The sequence below is a fragment of the Serratia sp. CY76391 genome, from assembly GCF_052166695.1.
In the GTDB taxonomy this organism is placed as follows: Bacteria; Pseudomonadota; Gammaproteobacteria; order Enterobacterales; family Enterobacteriaceae; genus Serratia; species Serratia nematodiphila.
This window is the reverse complement of the sequence record NZ_JBJNOJ010000005.1, coordinates 221,040-241,600: the sequence shown is the minus strand read 5'-3', so window position 1 is coordinate 241,600 and position 20,561 is coordinate 221,040. Positions and strand designations below refer to the sequence as shown.

Genomic DNA, 20,561 nt, shown 5'->3' with positions numbered 1-20,561 from the left:
ACTGATGCTGAAAATGGTGCTCGCCACCGCTCGCGATCGGGCGCGGCTGAAGGAAATTACCTCCGTTCTGATTCGTTACGGCCTGCAAGACGTTCTGCGTCTGCTGGGCCTGGGGGCTTTGCTGCGCGGCGCCCGCGCTGGCTCCGCCCAGCAGGACGCACAAACCCTGCCCGAGCGGCTGCGCGAAGCGCTCGAGGCGCTGGGCCCGACCTTCGTCAAATTCGGCCAGATCCTGGCCACGCGTTCTGATCTTCTGGATCCGGCCTGGACCGACGAACTGGATCGCCTGCACAGCCAGGCAGCGGTGTTGCCATGGGAAACGCTGGCACCACAGATCGTTGCCGACCTGGGCGGCGAACCCGAACAGCAGTTTGCCGAATTCGATCGCACGCCGCTGGCGGCGGCGTCGATGGCGCAAATCTACCGCGCACGCCTGCACAACGGCGAACAGGTGGTGGTGAAAGTGCTGCGGCCCGGCCTGGCGAAAACCATTCATGCCGATCTGCGGCTGCTGGCCTCGCTGGCGGAAACCGTGGAGCAGCAGAGCCCCGCGTTGGCGCGCTATCGGCCGCGGCAGATGGTCAGAGCGCTGGCGACGGCGCTGAATCATGAGCTGGATTTGACTCACGAAGGGCATAACTGCGATCGCGTCGCCGGGATGTTCGCGCATGAACCCGATGTGGTCGTGCCGAAAATCTATTGGCAATGGTCTTCCCCGCGCCTGTTAGTGCAGGAGTACTTGCCCGGCACCGCGCCGGAGAACCCTCAGCAATTGGCGGCGGCGGGCTTTGACGGCCCGCTGCTGGCGCAACGCGGCGCGCGCGCCTTTATGAGCATGGTGCTGGAGCATCGGTTGTATCACGCCGATCCTCACCCCGGCAACGTCATGGCGCTGAGCGGTGACCGCGTCGGCTTTATCGACTTCGGCATGGTGGGCCAACTGTCTGAGCGGCGGCGCAATCAGTTGCTTCTGCTGCTGCAGGCCATTGCCGATCGTCAGTCCGAAGGCATCGTCAACACGCTGATCGCTTGGTCAGACAGCGAACCGCTGGATCTGATGGATCTGGAGCTGGCGGCGCAAAACTTTCTCGACAAACAGGCCGCCGCCACCCTGACGTTGGGCAAGGCTCTGACCGACCTGCTGGTGATGGCGCGTGAACACCAGTTGGCGCTGCCGCCCGATCTGGTACTTCTGTTCAAGGCGTTAATCACCGCCGACGGCGTGTTGCACCGATTGGATCCGGCCTTCGACATCGTCGCCACGCTCAAACCGATGCTGCAACAAACGGTGCTGCAACGCTATGCCCCTGACGCCGTGCGCCAGCGGTTGTTGGCCCTGGGCGGGGAAGCGCTCGACGCCGGGGAAGAACTGCCGCAAACCCTGCGGCTGTTGGTGCGCCGCCTAAAACGCGGGCAGCTCAATGCCGATATCAACGTCAGTAATCTCGGCCAGTTGAGCAAAGCGCTGGAACGCGCCGCCGTCACCCTGGCTATCGCCATTGTCACCGCCGCTTTCGCCCTGGGCCTGGCGCCTTATCTGATGCACTCCTCACTGCAGTTGTGGGGCATTCCGCTGTTCCCGCTGTTGGGGGCCACGGCCTGCCTGGCCGGCGTGATCCTCCTGGCGCTGCGATTGCGGCGCTGACGCTTTCGGCGTTATCCGATAGGTGTCGCCCGCTTTTGCGCGCACTATCCTCTGCACATCGCCGCCTGCCGTTTTCACGCGCAGGCGGAACGTTTATAATGATTAATCAATTATCTGCAGCACTTTTCGCCAGCAGTCGCAATGAGGCATTAATGAAGAAGATCCTGATGGGCGCAGCCGCCCTGCTGTTCGCCGGCGTATTGGCCGGTTGCAATCAACTGACCCAGTACACCCTGAGCGAGCAGGAAGTGAATGATTACCTGCAGAAACATAACGACTATCAGAAGCAGATCGGCGTGCCCGGCCTGGTGGACGCCAACATCGTGCTGACGCAGCTGCAAAGCCAGATCGGTCGCAGCGAGCCGGGAAAAGTCACCCTTTCCGGCGACGCCAAGGTCAACATCACGTCGATTCTCGGCCCGCAGGCGGCGGATCTGAAGCTGACGCTGAAAGCGCAGCCGGTTTACGACCGCGCACAGGGCGCCATTTACCTGAAAGACATGGAACTGACCGATTACAGCGTACAGCCGGAAAAAATGCAGACGGTGATGAAAGCGCTGACGCCATATCTGAACCAGTCACTGAAGTCTTACTTCGACCAAAAGCCGGCTTATGTGCTGAATCCTGACAACAGCAAAACCGAAGCGCTGGCGAAAAAACTGGCGAAGGGATTGGAAGTGAAACCGGGTGAGTTGGTGATACCGTTCAGCGACTGACGCCGTCTGGGGACATCAAGCCCGCCGCTCGGCGGGCTTTTTATTGCCAAAAAAAGCGTTACTGCGGCGCGCTGTAGGCGATCTCGCCGGTGTTGCAGTTGAGCGTCACGTTGTAGGTTTTATCTGCCTTGGTGCCACGCACCGTCAACGGCACCTGCCACACCTGATCCTTGCCGGTGATGGCCTCCGGGCTAACCCAGGCAATCGGGGTGGCGGTACCCAGCAGCTTTTTGTCCGATTCCCAGCGCGTGATGCGGTTCTGCAAGAAGTCGCGCTTGACCTGGGCGGCGATATCCGCCGGCTGCAGACCCGCACACTGCCCCACCTTGGCGGCGCGCTGCTCGTGATCCTGCGCCCACGCCGCAGTCGATGCTCCCATCATGGCCAACAAGGCGATAGCCAAACCCGTTTTTTTCATATCTCCTCCCGTTGTGATTAGCGCTATCCGGGCGCCCATCCCTGGCTCACAACAGGGTTTCGGCAAAGGGTTTACCGTTTGACGAACTCGATGACAAACAGCGCATCCAGGCCCGGATAGATTTCCTTGATCACCTGCTTCAGTTCGCCGAGCGACATGTTCTCCTGCTGTGCGTGGCGTTCAGTCAGCGCGTCCAGGCGCACCGGCGTTACCGACAGCACTTCGATAAAGCAGAAAAATACGCCGTCTTCATTGCGGCTTACGCGCAATACCTCGCCCGGTTCGAAGTGCGACTCACTGGCATCCCGAATGGTGATGGTTTTGCGCCCGGCCAGAATATCTTGCTCAAAGCGGCTGAAGAAAGTTATTTCACGGCTCATTTTAGATCCTTTTTCATCACAACACCGCAACATAAGTCATTATGCCGTTTGCTTTTCTGACGCAGATCCCTCTTTTGAGTTAGAGGCCGTTTTTTTCGCTTTCGCTTCCGCCGGTTTCTTGAGGGTTTCCGCCGGTGAAGCGCCGCGCAGAATCAGACCCAACGCATCTTTATTCTCTGCCAGGAAGAAGCTCAGCCCTTCGCGCTGTTCGTCGTCCAGGTTCAGCGGCGCCTGTTGCAGCCACTCTCCGAGGTTATCCGCCAGATCCAGCATTTTGTCGTAGGCGTCGGCTTCTTTCTTGCTCGCGAAAGTCATTTTTTCCTCACCGTTTCTCACCACCACATATTTAACTTCAACCGCCATGCGTGCGTCCTCAAATACTCAAATAGCTGTAATTACATACAGTATAAATAGATAATGGCGGGAGGGCAAACCGCCGCCCGCCTTCGGCTTATTTCAGCAGCCGCACCTTGCAGCTCTTGCCTTTGATTTTGCCCTGTTGCAGCTGTTGCAACGCCTTGCGCGCGCTGGCTTTACGGATCGCGACGTAAGCATGCACCGGGAACATGTCGATTTTGCCCACTTCCGCCGCCGTCAGCCCGGCATCGCCGGTCAGCGCGCCAAGGATATCGCCGGGACGGATCTTCGCCTTGCGGCCGCCGTCGATGCACAGCGTCACCATCTCTGCCTCCAGCGAGCCGTTGGCCGCCCCGCTCAGCTCGGACACCGGCGCCCAATCGACGGCCATCTGCAGGTAGTCTTCAATCGCATGCGCCCGCGCCATCTCCTGCGGCGTGCACAGGCTGATCGCCAGCCCGCTCATGCCGGCGCGGCCGGTGCGGCCGATACGGTGCACATGCACTTCGGGATCGAACGCCAGTTCGTAGTTAACCACCAGCTCCAGCTCTTTGATGTCCAGCCCGCGAGCGGCGACGTCGGTCGCCACCAACACTCGGCAACTGCGATTGGCGAAGCGCACCAACACCTGATCGCGGTCGCGCTGCTCCAGATCGCCATGCAGCGCCAGCGCGCTGATGCCGCGGGCCTCAAGGGCCTCAAGCACTGTCTGACAATCGCGCTTGGTATTGCAGAACACCACGCAGGACGCGGGTTGATGGTAGCGAATGGCCGACACCAGGAGCGCCGGACGCTGCTCGCGCGTAGTCTCATAAAAGCGTTGTTCGATAGCGGTTTGCGCTTCGTCATCGTCCACTTCGACGCTCAGCGGCTGACGCTGAACACGCTCGCTGATGCGTTCGATGCCCGCCGGATAAGTGGCGGAAAACAACAGCGTCTGACGCTGCGGCGGCGTGTAGCTGATCACATCGTCGATATCGTCGGCGAAACCCATATCCAACATGCGGTCGGCCTCATCCAGCACCAACACCTTCAGCTCGTCCAGCAGCAGCGTTTTCTTGCGCAGATGCTCCTGAATGCGCCCCGGCGTCCCCACCACAATGTGTGGCGCGTGCACCAGCGAGTCGAGCTGCGGCCCCATCGGTTGGCCACCGCACAGCGTCAGAATTTTGATGTTTTGCGTGAAACGCGCCAGGCGACGCAGCTCTTTGCTCACCTGATCGGCCAACTCGCGGGTGGGACAGAGCACCAGCGCCTGCGTGGCAACCTGAGTAACGACGATGTTATTCAGCAAGCCAATGCCGAATGCCGCCGTTTTGCCGCTGCCGGTTTTCGCCTTGGCGCGCACGTCTCGCCCTTGCAGGATAGCGGGCAACGCGGCGGCCTGCACCGGCGTCATTTTGGCGTACCCCAGTTCGTTGAGGTTGGCCAACTGTTCGGCTGGCAGAGGCAGGGAAGAAAAAGAAACTGTGCTCACGGCGATAACTCTTATATGACGAATGGAATGGCGGCGCGCCCGCAGGTTGGCGCCGAATCAGCGGTAAATGATAACAGAGATGGGCGGCGTTACGGGCAGCGGGCATAAAAAAACCCGCCGGCGGCGGGTTTCTTGGCGGCTCAGTCGTTAAATCGCAACGACGTTGGCTGCGGCTGGGCCACGTTGGCTGTCCTGGATGGAGAATTCAACCTGCTGGCCTTCAGCCAGTGTCTTGAAACCATCACTAACGATAGCGGAAAAATGAACGAAAACGTCTTTAGAGCCGTCGGCAGGCGTGATGAAGCCGAAACCTTTGCTTTCGTTGAACCATTTAACGTGACCAGTGATCTTGCTCATTTGTGTTTCCTTTACTTGATAAACCTGCCTTGACGGCACGAGACGCGAAAACCTTGCTATATATAGGCCTTCTTTCGCCGTCGCTTATTAACGCACAATCGCCCAGGCAGGGCAAATATTTCTGCTTGTTATAAAAACAGTAAGTTAGCAACAAACCTGGCGCGGTGGCTGTGAACGCAATCGTTTTCGTATATACTGCCCGCCGATCATCAATCCGCTTACTTTCACCGATCCAGGTACGAAACTATGTTAACGATTGGAACCGCCCTGCGCCCTTCCGCCACCCGCGTTATGTTGCTCGGCTCCGGGGAGCTGGGTAAAGAAGTCGCCATTGAATGCCAGCGCCTCGGTCTGGAAGTGATCGCCGTCGATCGCTATGCCGACGCCCCCGCCATGCATGTGGCGCACCGCAGTCACGTCATCAATATGCTGGACGGTGACGCGTTGAAAGCCGTTATCGAACAAGAGCGGCCGGACTATATCGTTCCCGAAATCGAAGCGATCGCCACCGCCATACTGGTGGAACTTGAACGTCAGGGCCACCGCGTGGTGCCCTGCGCCGAAGCCACGCGGCTGACCATGAACCGCGAAGGCATCCGCCGTCTGGCGGCGGAAGAACTTGGCCTGCCTACCTCCAGCTATCGCTTTGCCGACAGCGAAGCGGCTTTCCGGCAGGCGGTCGAGCACATCGGCTACCCGTGCATCGTCAAACCGGTGATGAGTTCTTCCGGCAAAGGACAAAGCCTGATCCGCGCACCTGAGCAGCTGCAAAGCGCCTGGGATTACGCGCAACAAGGTGGACGCGCCGGCGGCGGCCGGGTGATCGTCGAAGGGTTGGTAAGATTTGATTTTGAAATTACGTTGCTGACCATCAGCGCCGTGGACGGCGTACATTTCTGCGAGCCGATCGGCCATCGTCAGGAAGACGGAGATTATCGCGAATCCTGGCAACCACAGCGCATGTCAGCCACGGCGTTGAGCCGTGCTCAGGCTATTGCGGAGAAGGTGGTGAAAGCCCTGGGCGGGTTCGGCCTGTTCGGCGTGGAGCTGTTCGTCTGCGGCGACGATGTGATCTTCAGCGAAGTGTCTCCGCGGCCGCACGATACCGGCATGGTTACGTTGATCTCACAGGATCTGTCCGAGTTCGCCCTGCACGTTCGCGCGTTTCTCGGGTTGCCGATTGGCGCCATCCGCCAGTTCGGCCCTTCCGCTTCGGCGGTGATCCTGCCGCAGCTCACCAGCAGCGATGTGCGTTTCAGCGGACTGGAAAATGCGCTGCGCGGACACAACCAGCTGCGCCTGTTCGGCAAACCGGAGATCGCCGGGCAACGTCGTCTGGGCGTAGCGCTGGCGACGGCCAACACGACGGAACTGGCGGTGGAGCAAGCGAAACAAGCCGCCGCCGCCGTGACGGTCAACGGCTGATACTCACGGGGCCGCTTACGCGGCCCCGATAACGTCAATAGTCTTCGTCTTCTTCAGCATCGTCATCCCGCGACGCCTCCGGTGCGGCCTCATGTTGCTCGTCTTCGTCATCGAACAATACCGCAACCTGAGCACCCTGATGCTTCTCGCGAATTTCCTGCGCAACGCGAGCAATGGCCTCACCGCTGCTCATGCCCTGCTCCATCAGTTGATGGATGCGATCCGCCGCTTCCTGCTGCTCCGCGTGATTCAGTAATGGCATACCTGCATGCATGTGTCGTTCTCTCCGGCAAAAGGGAGAAGGAGTATACGCGCTAACGCGGCAGATCCCAACGTCTGGTGCGTCAGGCCGGTTGCGAACAGCCGTTATCGTTGCGCCACTGCTTCAGGCGATGCCGCCACAGCATGACATGCCACCCCTGCTTCAGGCCGCGCGCATTGGCGAACATCGCTCTGTCGATACCGCGCTGATAGAACTCTTCGGTGATCTGACTCTGAGCGGCTGGTTCCGGCTCGCGACGAATGCTGTGGCAAATGCCCAGCGCTTCGCGGGTGATTTGCCAATGGAAAGCCGGACGAATGACGATGGTGCCCGCATAGCGCTGGTTGAGCCGCTCCAGCATTTCGACGATTTTCATATAGTGGCGTTGATACTCCACGTTCGCCTTACCGATGCGACGACGATTACTGATCGACTTGTCGTGCACCCGTTGACGGTACAGCGGCGTACTTAAATATTTGACCCGTTTGGCATTAAACATGACTTCTGTCGTCCAGGGAATATCCTGGTGATGTAACCCCGGCTCGAAATAAAGCCGATGCTGGCGAATAAAGTCGAGGCGATATATTGCCAGCCATACAACGTGAATAAACTTTCGCGATTTCAGCGCACGTTCAAACCACTGCACGCCACTGATAACATCGGTGGAACGCAAACGCGCCTCGGGAAAAATCGGCTGCAATTCATCTTGGCTGGTGAAATAGCGCTCGCCATTACATTGCATCACGTCTAATTGGTGTTTTTCCGCCTGTTCCAGCAGCGTGGAATACATCTCCGGCGCCAGCAAGTCGTCGGCATCGGGAAACGCCACATATTTGCCTTGGGCAACGGCAAGCCCGGCATTACGCGCGTTAGAAACACCGGCATTGGCCTGATCGATCACACGAATATGCGGATGTACCGCCGCGTAACGGTGCGCGATCTCTCCTGAACCGTCGGTGGAACCATCGTTGACGATGATCACCTCCAACCGTTGCTCGCGCTGGGCCAGCAGCGAGGCCAGGAAAGGCTCCAATAATTCCCCCGCATTGTGCATCGGGACGATCACGCTCAGCATTAACGACATAGTCAGCTCTTCAATGATAATGTAACAAAATAATAATTTTATTTTTCTAAAAGACTCATTCGGCCTGCGTAGGCTTGGGATAGGCGTGAAACACTGCAAATTCCCGCGCAGGCTAATGGGACCGAACTGGCCTTTCTTTCTCAAACCCGCGCCAGAAAAGCGCTGAGTAATTAAGCCATTAATTCCAAAGGGCGGCGACGTTGCCAAAATCGGGCATAGCAACACCTCCCCCGCCTCTAATAACAAGCAGAAATAATAAATTTATGAAATTAACGAATCTTTTTTTATATTTCTCGGGTATTGCGCCCTCGATGTATAGGCTTCCAGTGCATTTGACGTTAAATTTTTAACATATCGAAGTATAATCAATGGCGCAAAAAATGCCTTATTTCAGGTTTATTGAGCTGCCGTTTATGTGAACTGTGCTGCATGTCGCGCATGGCAAAACATGCATGACGTGGCCGTCTATGGCACACTAGCCGCCAGATATTGCCGTCCTCACAGCCAGGTTTATTGACGTTCATGAGCGTAACCGCCCCAAACATAAAATCTTTGCCCTACAGCCGCCGTGCCCTGATGACGCTTTTCGCCCCGCTTTCATCGCAGCCTTGGGCGATGCTGCTGCATTCGGGCTTTGCCGACCATTCGCACAACCGCTTCGATATCCTGGTCGCACAACCGCGCGTGACACTCACCACCCAGGGTGCCGGCACGCAAATCGAAAGTGACGGCGTCACCATTCAGTCGCAGGAAGATCCGTTCTCCTTGCTGCAGCAGCAACTGGCGGCGCAAGGCTGGCAGCCGGCGTTTAATCCGGACCTGCCGTTTCAGGGCGGAGCTCTGGGACTGTTCGGCTACGATCTTGGGCGGCGGGTGGAAACCCTGCCGCAGTTGGCCGAAGCCGACCTCGCTTTGCCGGATATGGCAGTGGGCATTTATGACTGGGCAGCGATCGCCGACCACCAATTGCAAACCCTGACGCTGCTCAGCTATGGCGATGTGGAGCAGCGCTGGCGCTGGCTCAATAGCCAAACCGCACCTACAGAACGCCCTTTCACGCTGCTGAGCGACTGGCGCGCCAATATGAGCCGGCGACAATACGGCGAGAAATTCCAACGTATTCAACACTACCTGCGCAGCGGCGACTGTTACCAAATTAATCTGGCACAACGATTCTCCGCCGACTATCAGGGGGATGAATGGCAGGCGTTCTGCCGCCTGAGCGCCTGCAACCGCGCGCCGTTCTCGGCCTTCCTGCGCTTGCCGCACAACAGCGTACTGAGCGTCTCTCCCGAGCGCTTCCTGTGGCTGGAGCAGCAGCGTATCCAAACCCGCCCGATCAAGGGCACGCTGCCGCGGCTGGCGGACGCGGAACAGGACGCCGCGCAGGCTCGCCGTTTGGCCGATTCACCCAAGGATCGCGCTGAAAATCTGATGATCGTCGATCTGCTGCGCAACGATATCGGCCGCGTCGCCCAACCTGGCAGCGTACGGGTGCCGGAACTGTTCGCCGTGGAGCCGTTCCCGGCCGTGCATCACCTGGTGAGCACCATCACCGCGACCCTGCCAAACCATACCTCGGCGGCCGAACTGCTGCGTGCCTGCTTCCCCGGCGGTTCGATCACCGGCGCGCCCAAGGTGCGCGCGATGGAAATCATCGAAGAGTTGGAGCCGCAGCGCCGCAATGCCTATTGCGGCAGCATCGGTTACCTGAGCGCCTGCGGCACCATGGACACCAATATCACCATTCGCACGCTCGTCACCGAAAACGGTCGCATCCACTGCTCCGCCGGCGGCGGCATCGTGGCGGACAGCCAGGAGCAGGCGGAATACCAGGAGACCTTCGACAAGGTCGGCCGCATTTTGCCGCAGCTAGGGGAGTATGCCCTGTCGTGATCCCATCGAACTCACCGGCCTCGCTGCACGCCTTTATCAGCCGCTTTCAACTGCAGCTGCCACAGGCGACACAGATTTCGCACCATGTGCGCCCGGCGGCGGTGCTGATCCCGATCGTCTGCCGCGCCGAGCCGACGCTGCTGTTGACCCGCCGTGCCGACTCGCTGCGCAAACATGCCGGTCAAGTGGCCTTCCCCGGCGGCAAAACCGACGCCGAAGACGGATCGGCGATCGTCACGGCGCTGCGAGAAGCGCAGGAAGAAGTGGCGATACCGCCGCAAGCGGTGACTGTGCTCGGCCAAATGGCGCCGCTCGACAGCAGCACCGGATTTCAGGTTACCCCTATCGTCGGCCTCATCCCGCCGGACGTGCAGTTCCACGCCAATGAAGGCGAAGTGGCGGACGTGTTCGAAATGCCCCTGCGGGAAGCGCTGACCCTGTCGCGTTACTATCCGCTGGATATTCATCGCGCCGGCCATACGCACCGCATCTACCTCTCCTGGTATCACAGCCAGTTTATCTGGGGGCTGACCGCCGCCATCATTCGACGCTTGGCGCAACAGGTCAGTATTTAGCCCGCATTACGTGATCTGACTCGCAATCTGGCACGGTTGCCGGCCTCCGCGGCGGGTAAAGAGATCGCTATCACTTCATTTGATCGCTTTTTCAACTACCGTTCCGTTTGAATGGTTTTAAAAAAACTGTAAACCCTCTCTTAAACCTTACGAAATACCTGTAAAATACCACCGTCCGAGATAAACCACTGTAGAAACAGGGATTAAGCCGGCGGCGTTCAGCACGGAAAGCTGGCGCGATTACCGCTAATGGAGCTTGGGCGAAAGCGGATACCCCGCACAAGGGTTCGCCCCGGGTAATCAGTAAAAAAAGCGACACCACGGATTATTTAATTTCATGCGAAAAAGGCAGCCGAACCCGCACGGCCCTTTTACAATATCGCTGTTCCCTGCGCGGTTTTTGACCGCCGCAGCCATAACAATACGTCTCTTTAAGGAGTTTTAGCGTGATTAGCGTTTTCGACATGTTTAAGATCGGCATCGGCCCGTCCAGCTCTCATACGGTTGGACCGATGAAAGCCGGCAAACAGTTTGTCGACGATCTGGTAAATAAAGGCCTGATGCCTTCTATCACGCGTGTTGCCGTAGACGTTTACGGCTCACTCTCATTGACCGGCAAAGGTCACCATACCGATATCGCCATCATTCTCGGCCTGGCCGGCAACATGCCGGACACCGTCGATATCGATAGCATTCCGGGTTTTATTCGCGATGTAGAACAACGTCAACGCCTGATGCTGGCCAACGGCCTGCATGAAGTCGATTTCCCACGCGACGGCGGCATGGTCTTCCGCAGCGACAACCTGCCGCTGCACGAAAACGGCATGCAGATCCACGCCTTCGCCGGCGATAAAGAAGTGTACAGCAAGACCTATTACTCTATCGGCGGCGGTTTCATCGTCGACGAGGAGAATTTCGGCAAGGCCGCCGAGCAAGAACTGCAAATGCCATATCCGTTCAACTCCGCGCGCGAAATGCTCGACCACTGCCGCGAGACCGGCCTGTCGCTGTCCGGCATGGTGATGCAGAACGAACTGGCGCTGCACAGCAAGCAAGAGATAGAGACCTACTTCGGCAACGTCTGGCAAACCATGCGCGCCTGTATCGACCGCGGTCTGAACACCGAAGGCGTACTGCCGGGGCCGCTGCGCGTACCGCGCCGTGCCTCCGCGCTGCGCCGCATGCTGGTGGCGTCGGACAAACTGTCCAGCGATCCGATGAACGTGATCGACTGGGTCAACATGTTCGCGCTGGCGGTTAACGAAGAAAACGCCGCCGGCGGCCGCGTGGTCACCGCGCCGACCAACGGCGCCTGCGGCATCGTGCCTGCAGTGCTGGCTTACTACGATCACTTCATCGAGTCCGTCAGCCCGGATATCTACATCCGCTACTTTATGGCGGCGGGTGCGATCGGTGCGTTGTACAAGATGAACGCCTCCATTTCCGGCGCCGAAGTCGGTTGCCAGGGTGAAGTCGGCGTTGCCTGCTCCATGGCGGCGGCCGGTCTGGCCGAACTGCTGGGCGGCAGCCCTGAGCAGGTCTGTGTGGCGGCGGAGATCGGCATGGAACACAACCTGGGTCTGACCTGTGACCCGGTCGCCGGCCAGGTGCAGGTGCCGTGCATCGAGCGCAACGCCATCGCCTCGGTCAAGGCGATCAACGCCGCCCGCATGGCCCTGCGCCGCACCAGCGAGCCGCGCGTTTCGCTGGATAAGGTGATCGAGACCATGTACGAAACCGGCAAAGACATGAACGCCAAGTACCGCGAAACGTCACGCGGCGGCCTGGCAATCAAGGTGCAATGCGACTGACAGACAACCCCGCCACCCGGCGGGGTTTTTTATGGGTAATCAATTCATTGGCCGCATTTTGTGACGATGTCACCAGAAAAAATCCTGCATTTCTCTCATCGATCCGGCGGTTAGCCTGCAAATTGACCTTCTGTTTTGCCAAATCGAAATAATTTACTGAGTTACCATCAATCTTGTATAACCTCAGGCTAGAATTAGCCGAGCGCAACTTAAGGATCTATGACCTGACCGTGACTCGGGGCTGGATTACCGAACAAGGATTTACCGGATGTTGATGACCCACCTCGCCGCGTCCCGATATCGTTATTACCGTTGGCTGCTGGCCGGAGCGGTGGGCGCGGCTATTCTGTTGGTATCGCTGTATACCCGTTACTATCAAGAGGTCAAAAGTATCGAGCTGAGCCAACAGACATTGGCCACCCGCACCGTCGGCAAGCTCAACCAGTTGTTGACGCCGGCTCAGCTGCAGGCGGAGCGCAGCATGGACATGCTGGACCAGCCCTGCGAGAACGTTTCGTCGACCCTGCGCTTTCGCGCCGCGCAGAATCAGGCGCTACGCGCCATGTTGCTGGTAAAAAACGGCATTATTTACTGCTCCAGCCTGTTTGGTTCCCGTCATTATCAGCTGGCCGCGGTAATGCCGACCTTCGTCAACAGCAACGCCAGGCTGGCGCTGCGCCCCTCGCTGGCGGTGAGCAAAGGCCTGCCCACGCTGGTGATGTGGACGCCATCCCCCCACGATAAAACCAGCGGCGTGCTGCACGTGTTTAATATCGAGCTGCTGTCCAACTTTTTACTCGAGCCGCAGGAGCCTTACGTTCAGCGCGTGGTGCTGAACGTGGCTGACAGCAGCCTGGAATACGGCCGACGCGAAATCCTGAGCCGTGACACCCTGACCAACGATCTGCGCTACACCGCCGGCTCTGCGCTATACCCGTTCTCGATTTCGCTGTTCGGCCCGCAGATCGGCATGCTGGCGCTTTCCGCACTGCCGCGCCATATCCCGCTGGCGCTGCTGATCAGCCTGTTGGCCGCCTATGTGGTCTATCTGCTCACCGCTAACCGCATGAGCCTGTCTTATCACATCGGCCATGCCATCACCCATCGCGAGTTCCGCGTCTATTGCCAGCCCATCATCCATAGCGACACCGGGCGCTGCGCCGGCGTCGAGATGCTGCTGCGCTGGAAAAAGAAGCGGCAAGGGTGGATCTCCCCCGACGTGTTTATTCCGCTGGCCGAGCAGCATGAGCTGATCATTCCACTGACCCGTTATCTGATGAACACCGTGACGGAAAATCTGCAGCTGTTCCCGCCGCGACCGTCGTTCTACATCAGCATCAACGTCGCCGCCGAACACTTTAAAACGCTCAACATCATCGACGATATCCGCCGGATTTGGCTGCCGGCGCATCCGATGCCGTCACTGATGCTGGAGCTGACCGAGCGCACCGCGCTATCGGCGATCCAGCATGACCAGATCCGGACGCTGAAAGACATGGGGATCATGCTGGCCATCGACGATTTCGGCACCGGCCACAGCTCGCTGAGCTACCTGAAGAACCTTAGCCCGGACGTGTTAAAGATCGACCGCGGGTTTACCGCAGCCATCGGCACCGACGCGGTCAACGCCACGGTGACCGATACCATCATTACGCTGGCGCAGCGGCTGAAGCTGAAGCTGGTGGCTGAAGGGGTAGAAACAGCGGAACAGGCCGACTATCTGCGCTCACGCGAAGTCAATGCCCTGCAGGGGTATTATTTCGCCAAGCCGATGCCGATCCACGTTTTCCCGCTGTGGTTGCAGCAGTACGAATCGCGCGTCAGGAAAACGGAAGAGAATACGCCGGAGGCCTGAGCCTCCGGCGGGTGGGTTACGAATGCGCCGGTTCGTCGAAGACGACGCGGGTGACACGCACCAACTCGATGCGATAGTCGGAGACCTCGACGATATCGAAACGCAGGTGGTTCAGTTCAATGGTGTCCCCCACCACCGGCATCTGGCCGTAGTGGGCTAACAGCAACCCCGCCAGAGTGGCGTAGTCTGCGGTTGGGCTGACCAGGTCATCGCAGGCCAGCGCCTGTTCCAGCGAGTGCAGGTCGGTCCCGCCTTTGACCAGCCAGCCGTCGCCTTCCGCCACGATGTCCGGCGTTTCATCTTCGTCCGGGAACTCGCCGGCAATCGCTTCCAGCACATCCAGCGGCGTCACCAGCCCCTGCACCACGCCGAACTCGTTGGTGACCACCACCAGGCGCCCTTTGGCGCGGCGCAGCACCGCCAGCAGCTTGATGACATCCATGGTTTCCGGCACCACGATCGGCGGCGTGCGGGCGGCAAACTCGGCGATATCTTCCCCTTGCTCCAGCGCCACCAGCAGATCCTTGGCGCGTACTACGCCGACGATCTCATCCACAGAGTCGCGACACACCGGGAACAGGCTGTGCGGCGTATCCAGCAACTGTGCGCGCACCTCCTCACGGGAGCGCTCGCAGTCAACCCAGGAGATGTCAGTGCGCGGCGTCATCACGCTGCGCAATGAGCGCGAGGCCAGCGTCAGCACGCCGCTGATCATATAACGCTCTTCCGCCGCAAAGGTTTCATCCCTCGGCAACGCCACCGCATCGTCCGCCTGCTGCGCGCGCTGCTGCCCCATCAGACGCATGATCGCTTCCGCGGTGCGCTCGCGCATCGGGCGACGCGCCTGATGCTTGATAAAGTTGCGACGCGCGATCTGATTGAACAATTCAATCAGGATCGAGAAGCCGATCGCGGCGTACAGATAGCCTTTAGGAATATGCAAACCGAAGCCTTCGGCGATCAGGCTCAGACCGATCATCAACAGGAAGCTCAGGCACAGCACCACAATGGTCGGGTGCGCGTTGACGAAGTTGGTCAACGGTTTGGACGCCAGCAGCATCACCGCCATCGCGATCACCACCGCCGCCATCATCACCGGCAGATCGTTCACCATGCCCACGGCGGTAATCACCGCATCGAGCGAAAACACCGCGTCAAGGATCACGATTTGCACCACCACCGCCCAGAACTTGGCGTAACCGCGGTTGGCGCCATCCTGGTGCGTCTGCCCTTCCAGCCGTTCATGCAGCTCCATGGTGGCCTTGAACAGCAGGAATACCCCGCCGAACAGCAGGATAAGATCGCGGCCGGAGAAGCTGAAATCGCCGACGCTGAACAGCGGCGTGGTCAGGGTTACCATCCAGGAGATCACCGACAGCAGGCCCAAACGCATCAGCAATGCCAGCGACAGGCCGATGATGCGCGCCTTATCGCGCTGCTTAGGCGGCAACTTGTCGGCCAAAATGGCGATGAATACCAGGTTGTCGATGCCCAGCACGATTTCCAGCACCACCAGCGTAAGCAACCCCGCCCAAATAGAGGGGTCCATTAAAAATTCCATATCAGACTCCAGAAAAAAGTGGGAATGAGCGCACGCCGCTCAGACGTGACGATGCCGCCGCTGCATGGGCGCAGTCGACAATAGCAAAGTGACGGGATGGGATTACCGGGAGATGGCCGAAGGGCCGAACAGCATATGCAACGCCAGCAGGTGGCGGGTGAAACCGGGAAAAACAGTTACTTCGGTGACAGTCCATAGGGAGGGCTGAGGCCCTTCACTCCTTAGTGATGAAAGAGGAAATTACTGTATCAGGATTTTTCTGGGGGACAAAGCGGCTTTTTCAACGGCGGTTTAGGGTGACGCCACGCCATATCGTCTGCGACAGCTAAGATTTCTCCGAGCATTCAATAGCGGAGCAGCGTCACAAAAAATATTTTTTCACTCACTAAAATAAATCTCGCGTTCGTGAAGTATCACGCACAGGCATTTGATACTGCGTGAGAAATGTTAGGCGTGCGTTTCTTTTTTTCTACCATAATGTATCTGAACCGCGGAAGTGACTGCCAAGACGGCGCGGAGAAACGACACAAACCGCGTCTGGAGTTCAACGAGGAGGTAGCGAGTGGCAATAGCTATTATCATCGGCACACACGGGGCTGCAGCGGAACAACTGCTGAAAACGGCGGAGATGCTATTGGGCGAGCAGGACAACGTCGCCTTTATAGACTTCGTTCCCGGTGAGAATGCCGAAACGTTAATCGTCAAGTACAACGAGAAAATCAGTGGATTGGATACCAGCGGCGGCGTGCTGTTCCTGGTGGATACCTGGGGCGGCAGCCCGTTCAACGCCGCCAGCCGCATTGCGGTCGACAAAGAAAACTATGAGGTCGTCACCGGGGTCAACATCCCAATGCTGGTGGAAACCTTTATGGCGCGGGACGATAACCCCGCTTTCGATGAACTGGTGGCGCTGGCGTTGGAAACCGGCCGAGAAGGCGTGAAAGCGCTGAAAAAACCGCAGGAAGAACCCGCAAAACCCGCGGCGCCCGTCGCCAAAGCCGCTGCCCCTCAGGCGCCGCTGGGGCCGAACGACCACATGAAAATCGGCCTGGCGCGCATCGATGACCGCTTGATTCACGGCCAGGTCGCCACCCGCTGGACCAAAGAGACCAACGTCAGCCGCATTATCGTCGTCAGCGATGAAGTCGCCGCCGACCATGTGCGCAAAACCCTGCTGACTCAGGTCGCCCCGCCGGGCGTCACCGCTCACGTGGTGGACGTGGCGAAGGCCATCCGCGTGTGGAACAACCCGAAATACGCCAACGACCGCGTGATGCTGCTGTTTACCAACCCGACCGACGTCTGGCGCCTGGTGGAAGGCGGCGTGGATATTCAATCCGTCAATATCGGCGGCATGGCGTTCCGTCAGGGGAAAACCCAGGTGAACAACGCCGTTTCCGTCGATGAAAAAGATATCGAAGCGTTTAAGAAACTGAACGATCGCGGTATCGAGCTGGAGGTGCGTAAGGTCTCGTCCGACAGCCGGCTAAAAATGATGGACCTGATTAACAAACTCAATTAGTGGCGCCAGCCGCTGATTATTTTACTCAGAGCTTTTTTGGTCATAGGAGAAGTGCAATGGAGATCACCACTCTTCAGATTGTGCTGATATTTATCGTTGCCTGTATCGCCGGGATGGGTTCCGTCCTCGACGAGTTCCAGTTCCACCGTCCGCTGGTCGCCTGTACCCTGATCGGCTTCATTCTCGGCGATATGAAAACCGGCATCATCATCGGCGGTACGCTGGAAATGATCGCCCTCGGCTGGATGAACATCGGCGCGGCGGTCGCGCCGGATGCCGCCCTGGCGTCCATCATCTCGACCATCCTGGTCATCGCCGGTGGGCAAAGCGTCGGCGCCGGTATCGCCCTGGCCATTCCGCTGGCGGCAGCCGGCCAGGTGTTAACCATCATCGTGCGAACCCTCACCGTGGCCTTCCAGCACGCAGCGGACAGCGCGGCGGAGCGCGGCAGCCTGCGCGCCATCAGCTGGATCCATGTCGGCGCCCTGCTCCTGCAGGCAATGCGTATCGCCATTCCGGCGGTCATCGTCGCCATCTCGGTGGGCACCGCCGGGGTGCACGCCCTGCTCAACTCGATCCCGGAAGTGGTCACCAGCGGCCTGAACATCGCCGGCGGCATGATCGTGGTGGTCGGTTACGCGATGGTGATTAACATGATGCGCGCCGGCTACCTGATGCCGTTCTTCTATCTCGGTTTCGTTACCGCCGCCTTCACCAACTTCAACCTGGTGGCGCTCGGCGTCATCGGCGTGGTGATGGCCGTGCTGTATATCCAGCTCAGCCCGAAATACAACAAGTCTCAGGTTGTCCAGGCCGGCCCGGCTAACGCGAACGATCTCGATAACGAACTCGACTAGGAATAGGTGAGAGAAATGGTTGATACAACTGCTCAAAAGAAACTCACGCCGGCCGATATTCGCGGCGTATTCCTGCGTTCGAACCTGTTCCAGGGTTCATGGAACTTCGAACGCATGCAGGCGCTGGGTTTTTGCTTCTCGATGGTGCCGGTGATCCGCCGCCTGTATCCGGAAAACAATGACGATCGCAAACAGGCGATCAAGCGTCACCTGGAGTTCTTCAACACCCACCCTTACGTGGCGGCGCCGGTACTCGGCGTGACCATGGCGATGGAAGAGCAACGCGCCAATGGCGCACCGATCGACGACGCCGCAATCAACGGCATCAAGGTTGGTTTGATGGGGCCGCTGGCGGGCGTCGGTGACCCGATCTTCTGGGGCACCGTGCGGCCGGTATTCGCCGCGCTTGGGGCGGGCATCGCCATGAGCGGCAGCCTGCTCGGACCGATCCTGTTCTTCGTGCTGTTCAACCTGGTGCGCCTGCTGACCCGCTATTACGGCGTGGCCTACGGTTACCGTAAAGGGGTGGATATCGTCAACGACATGGGCGGTGGTTTCCTGCAGAAACTGACGGAAGGGGCGTCCATTCTCGGCCTGTTTGTCATGGGGGCGCTGGTCAACAAATGGACGCACGTGAATATCCCGCTGGTGGTGTCCAAGATAACCGACCAGACCGGGCATACCAACGTCACCACGGTGCAGACCATCCTCGACCAGCTGATGCCGGGCCTGGTGCCGCTGCTGTTGACCTTCGCCTGTATGTGGCTGCTGCGCAAGAAAGTCAACGCGCTGTGGATCATCATCGGCTTCTTCGTCATCGGTATCTTTGGCTATTGGATTGGCCTGCTGGGCCTGTAATCGTTCGAAACGGCCGGGGGGCGACCCCCGGCTTTTTTATGTGTGGAGCAAGAGATGTCACTGACCGACGCCGTACTGATGCTGTTTATCGCCCTGCTGTTGCTGTATTCGCTGTACGACGAATTCGGCATGGATCTGCTGAAAGGCAAAACGCGGCTCAAAGTGCCGCTCAAACGCCGCAACCGCCTCGACAGCCTGATTTTCGTCGGCCTGCTCGCCATTCTGATTTACCGTAACGTCACCGCCAACGGCGCGCTATTAACCACTTATCTGCTTATTTCTTTGGCGCTGCTCGCCATCTATATTGCTTATATCCGCTCGCCCAAAATGGTGTTTAAAGCGCACGGTTTTTTCTTCGCCAATGTTTTTGTCGAATATAACCGCATTAAAGCCATGAATTTATCGGAGGACGGCATTCTGGCCATCGACCTGGAGCAGCGCCGGCTGTTGGTTCAGGTGACGCACCTGGATGACCTGGAGAAGATATACAACTTTTTCGTTTATAATCAATAAATAAAGGAAAATTAATTTTATTCTCGCTCAAACCTTGCGCTGTCTGTGGATAATTAATCGGCAGCGCCATTTCATTTCTGACTATTATTTCCGCAACATTGTTACCCGCGTCTACATTATATTCCCACATGAACTCAGATTAATGAAAACGAGTCTCAATTAAGAACAAAAATCACGCCAGAATAAAGTTGTCGGTATCGGAAATAATATGGTATGGTTGCGCCGTCATTGGGGAGTAGCCGGTTTCTGGAGAATAAAACGCCAGAAACGCCCGTATCAACATACTCGTTTCGCCGTATGAAACGTGGTGCGGGCAGCCAGGTAAGGTTGGCGAGACCATAGACACGTAACTCCGTCGTTTGGTTGGGGGTGGGTTACGTGTATATGGAGCCACCCGGCCGAGGCTATTTCACATGAACCTTTCAGCAACGCTTATTCTCGCTTTCGGCATGTCCATGGATGCATTCGCCGCTTCTATCGGCAAAGGCGCCAGTCTGCATCAGCCGCGCTTTCGCGAAGCGATCCGCACCGGCCTGATCTTCGGCGTGGTCGAAGCAATCACCCCACTTATCGGTTGGGCCATCGGCCTGTTCGCCAGCCAATACATCATGGAATGGGATCACTGGGTCGCCTTCTCGCTGCTGTTTATTCTCGGCATGCGCATGATTGTCGAAGGGGTGCGCAACAGGCCCGACGAAGAAGAGAAGGTCAAACGCCACGGCTTCTGGATATTGGTGGCCACCGCTATCGCGACCAGCCTGGACGCCATGGCGATCGGCGTCGGTCTGGCCTTCCTGCAGGTGAACATCGTGCACACCGCAATGGCCATCGGCTGCGCCACCATGATCATGGCAACGTTGGGCATGATGATCGGCCGCTTTATCGGCCCGCTGCTGGGCAAACGCGCCGAAATCCTCGGCGGCGTGGTGTTGATCGGCATCGGCGTCAACATCCTGCTGGAGCACCTCGGCTACCTGGCCTGAGGCGACCGA

The 20,561-nt window shown here is 58.4% G+C and carries 20 protein-coding genes and 1 riboswitch; of the genes, 12 read left to right on the top strand and 8 right to left on the bottom strand.

What is annotated here, in order from left to right; genetic code table 11:
* The first annotated feature begins 4 nt into the window (after positions 1-4).
* Positions 5-1,645: an ABC1 kinase family protein gene (locus ACJ8PN_RS10520; protein WP_351105991.1), complete on the top strand. Its 1,641-nt coding sequence runs from the start codon at positions 5-7 to the stop codon at positions 1,643-1,645.
* 152 nt (positions 1,646-1,797) lie between these two features.
* Positions 1,798-2,361: a lipoprotein gene (locus ACJ8PN_RS10515; RefSeq protein WP_004927555.1), complete on the top strand. Its 564-nt coding sequence runs from the start codon at positions 1,798-1,800 to the stop codon at positions 2,359-2,361.
* A gap of 58 nt (positions 2,362-2,419) precedes the next feature.
* Here the strand turns inward: ACJ8PN_RS10515 and yebF are convergent, their stop codons facing one another.
* The 5 genes from yebF to cspE form a co-directional block, all read right to left on the bottom strand.
* The gene (gene yebF, locus ACJ8PN_RS10510) at positions 2,420-2,779 is read right to left on the bottom strand and encodes a protein YebF (RefSeq protein ID WP_442534885.1); all 360 of its coding nucleotides are present in this window, start codon (positions 2,777-2,779) and stop codon (positions 2,420-2,422) included.
* 71 nt (positions 2,780-2,850) lie between these two features.
* Positions 2,851-3,159 carry a N(4)-acetylcytidine aminohydrolase gene (gene yqfB, locus ACJ8PN_RS10505; protein ID WP_004927562.1) on the bottom strand — a complete coding sequence of 103 codons (309 nt, stop codon included), beginning with the start codon at positions 3,157-3,159 and terminating at the stop codon, positions 2,851-2,853.
* 39 nt (positions 3,160-3,198) lie between these two features.
* The gene (locus tag ACJ8PN_RS10500) at positions 3,199-3,522 is read right to left on the bottom strand and encodes a YebG family protein (protein WP_442534884.1); all 324 of its coding nucleotides are present in this window, start codon (positions 3,520-3,522) and stop codon (positions 3,199-3,201) included.
* A gap of 88 nt (positions 3,523-3,610) precedes the next feature.
* Entirely contained in the window at positions 3,611-4,993 is a 1,383-nt protein-coding gene (dbpA, locus tag ACJ8PN_RS10495; protein WP_411260843.1) for an ATP-dependent RNA helicase DbpA, read from the bottom strand.
* A gap of 147 nt (positions 4,994-5,140) precedes the next feature.
* The gene (cspE, locus tag ACJ8PN_RS10490) at positions 5,141-5,350 is read right to left on the bottom strand and encodes a transcription antiterminator/RNA stability regulator CspE (protein WP_004927572.1); all 210 of its coding nucleotides are present in this window, start codon (positions 5,348-5,350) and stop codon (positions 5,141-5,143) included.
* Positions 5,351-5,596: 246 nt separating this feature from the next.
* Between cspE and purT the strand changes: the two genes are divergently transcribed.
* Positions 5,597-6,775, top strand: a complete 1,179-nt coding sequence (gene purT, locus ACJ8PN_RS10485; RefSeq protein WP_442534883.1) for a formate-dependent phosphoribosylglycinamide formyltransferase — start codon at positions 5,597-5,599, stop codon at positions 6,773-6,775.
* A gap of 34 nt (positions 6,776-6,809) precedes the next feature.
* Here purT and ACJ8PN_RS10480 read toward each other — a convergent pair whose 3' ends face one another.
* Positions 6,810-7,049: a YoaH family protein gene (locus tag ACJ8PN_RS10480; protein ID WP_015378151.1), complete on the bottom strand. Its 240-nt coding sequence runs from the start codon at positions 7,047-7,049 to the stop codon at positions 6,810-6,812.
* Positions 7,050-7,119: 70 nt separating this feature from the next.
* Positions 7,120-8,121: a glycosyltransferase gene (locus ACJ8PN_RS10475; protein WP_351106404.1), complete on the bottom strand. Its 1,002-nt coding sequence runs from the start codon at positions 8,119-8,121 to the stop codon at positions 7,120-7,122.
* Between the two features lie 522 nt (positions 8,122-8,643).
* Here ACJ8PN_RS10475 and pabB point away from each other — a divergent pair.
* From pabB to ACJ8PN_RS10455, 4 genes are all read left to right on the top strand, one after another.
* Positions 8,644-10,017 carry an aminodeoxychorismate synthase component 1 gene (pabB, locus tag ACJ8PN_RS10470; protein ID WP_082996816.1) on the top strand — a complete coding sequence of 458 codons (1,374 nt, stop codon included), beginning with the start codon at positions 8,644-8,646 and terminating at the stop codon, positions 10,015-10,017.
* Positions 10,014-10,592 carry a CoA pyrophosphatase gene (locus tag ACJ8PN_RS10465; RefSeq protein WP_004927587.1) on the top strand — a complete coding sequence of 193 codons (579 nt, stop codon included), beginning with the start codon at positions 10,014-10,016 and terminating at the stop codon, positions 10,590-10,592. The genes pabB and ACJ8PN_RS10465 overlap by 4 nt, the downstream gene beginning before the upstream one ends.
* Positions 10,593-11,038: 446 nt before the next feature.
* The gene (sdaA, locus tag ACJ8PN_RS10460) at positions 11,039-12,403 is read left to right on the top strand and encodes an L-serine ammonia-lyase (protein ID WP_004927589.1); all 1,365 of its coding nucleotides are present in this window, start codon (positions 11,039-11,041) and stop codon (positions 12,401-12,403) included.
* A gap of 268 nt (positions 12,404-12,671) precedes the next feature.
* Positions 12,672-14,258, top strand: a complete 1,587-nt coding sequence (locus tag ACJ8PN_RS10455) for an EAL domain-containing protein (RefSeq protein WP_004927593.1) — start codon at positions 12,672-12,674, stop codon at positions 14,256-14,258.
* 16 nt (positions 14,259-14,274) lie between these two features.
* Here ACJ8PN_RS10455 and ACJ8PN_RS10450 read toward each other — a convergent pair whose 3' ends face one another.
* The gene (locus ACJ8PN_RS10450) at positions 14,275-15,819 is read right to left on the bottom strand and encodes a TerC family protein (protein ID WP_044031058.1); all 1,545 of its coding nucleotides are present in this window, start codon (positions 15,817-15,819) and stop codon (positions 14,275-14,277) included.
* A 562-nt stretch (positions 15,820-16,381) separates the two neighbouring features.
* Here ACJ8PN_RS10450 and manX point away from each other — a divergent pair.
* From manX to mntP, 5 genes are all read left to right on the top strand, one after another.
* A complete protein-coding gene (gene manX / locus ACJ8PN_RS10445) occupies positions 16,382-17,341 on the top strand; it encodes a PTS mannose transporter subunit IIAB (protein WP_004927601.1) in 960 nt (319 codons plus the stop codon).
* Between the two features lie 56 nt (positions 17,342-17,397).
* Complete coding sequence (locus tag ACJ8PN_RS10440; protein ID WP_015378156.1) at positions 17,398-18,198, top strand: PTS mannose/fructose/sorbose transporter subunit IIC; 801 nt, start codon at positions 17,398-17,400, stop codon at positions 18,196-18,198.
* 15 nt (positions 18,199-18,213) lie between these two features.
* Positions 18,214-19,056, top strand: coding sequence for a PTS mannose transporter subunit IID (locus ACJ8PN_RS10435; RefSeq protein ID WP_015378157.1), 843 nt, complete (start codon positions 18,214-18,216; stop codon positions 19,054-19,056).
* A gap of 54 nt (positions 19,057-19,110) precedes the next feature.
* A complete protein-coding gene (locus ACJ8PN_RS10430) occupies positions 19,111-19,569 on the top strand; it encodes a DUF986 family protein (protein ID WP_351105999.1) in 459 nt (152 codons plus the stop codon).
* 218 nt (positions 19,570-19,787) lie between these two features.
* Positions 19,788-19,971, top strand: a riboswitch (yybP-ykoY riboswitch).
* Positions 19,972-19,982: 11 nt separating this feature from the next.
* Positions 19,983-20,552, top strand: a complete 570-nt coding sequence (gene mntP / locus ACJ8PN_RS10425) for a manganese efflux pump MntP (protein ID WP_004927615.1) — start codon at positions 19,983-19,985, stop codon at positions 20,550-20,552.
* The last annotated feature ends 9 nt before the right edge of the window (positions 20,553-20,561 follow it).

Coding starts and splice junctions, on each gene's coding strand:
- cspE (WP_004927572.1), bottom strand. CDS start 5,350: ATGAGCAAGATCACTGGTCACGTTAAATGGTTCAACGAAAGCAAAGGT.
- ACJ8PN_RS10440 (WP_015378156.1), top strand. CDS start 17,398: ATGGAGATCACCACTCTTCAGATTGTGCTGATATTTATCGTTGCCTGT.
- ACJ8PN_RS10500 (WP_442534884.1), bottom strand. CDS start 3,522: ATGGCGGTTGAAGTTAAATATGTGGTGGTGAGAAACGGTGAGGAAAAA.
- pabB (WP_082996816.1), top strand. CDS start 8,644: ATGAGCGTAACCGCCCCAAACATAAAATCTTTGCCCTACAGCCGCCGT.
- ACJ8PN_RS10515 (WP_004927555.1), top strand. CDS start 1,798: ATGAAGAAGATCCTGATGGGCGCAGCCGCCCTGCTGTTCGCCGGCGTA.
- mntP (WP_004927615.1), top strand. CDS start 19,983: ATGAACCTTTCAGCAACGCTTATTCTCGCTTTCGGCATGTCCATGGAT.
- ACJ8PN_RS10450 (WP_044031058.1), bottom strand. CDS start 15,819: ATGGAATTTTTAATGGACCCCTCTATTTGGGCGGGGTTGCTTACGCTG.
- ACJ8PN_RS10520 (WP_351105991.1), top strand. CDS start 5: ATGCTGAAAATGGTGCTCGCCACCGCTCGCGATCGGGCGCGGCTGAAG.
- purT (WP_442534883.1), top strand. CDS start 5,597: ATGTTAACGATTGGAACCGCCCTGCGCCCTTCCGCCACCCGCGTTATG.
- ACJ8PN_RS10455 (WP_004927593.1), top strand. CDS start 12,672: ATGTTGATGACCCACCTCGCCGCGTCCCGATATCGTTATTACCGTTGG.
- ACJ8PN_RS10480 (WP_015378151.1), bottom strand. CDS start 7,049: ATGCATGCAGGTATGCCATTACTGAATCACGCGGAGCAGCAGGAAGCG.
- yqfB (WP_004927562.1), bottom strand. CDS start 3,159: ATGAGCCGTGAAATAACTTTCTTCAGCCGCTTTGAGCAAGATATTCTG.
- yebF (WP_442534885.1), bottom strand. CDS start 2,779: ATGAAAAAAACGGGTTTGGCTATCGCCTTGTTGGCCATGATGGGAGCA.
- ACJ8PN_RS10435 (WP_015378157.1), top strand. CDS start 18,214: ATGGTTGATACAACTGCTCAAAAGAAACTCACGCCGGCCGATATTCGC.
- ACJ8PN_RS10475 (WP_351106404.1), bottom strand. CDS start 8,121: ATGTCGTTAATGCTGAGCGTGATCGTCCCGATGCACAATGCGGGGGAA.
- ACJ8PN_RS10430 (WP_351105999.1), top strand. CDS start 19,111: ATGTCACTGACCGACGCCGTACTGATGCTGTTTATCGCCCTGCTGTTG.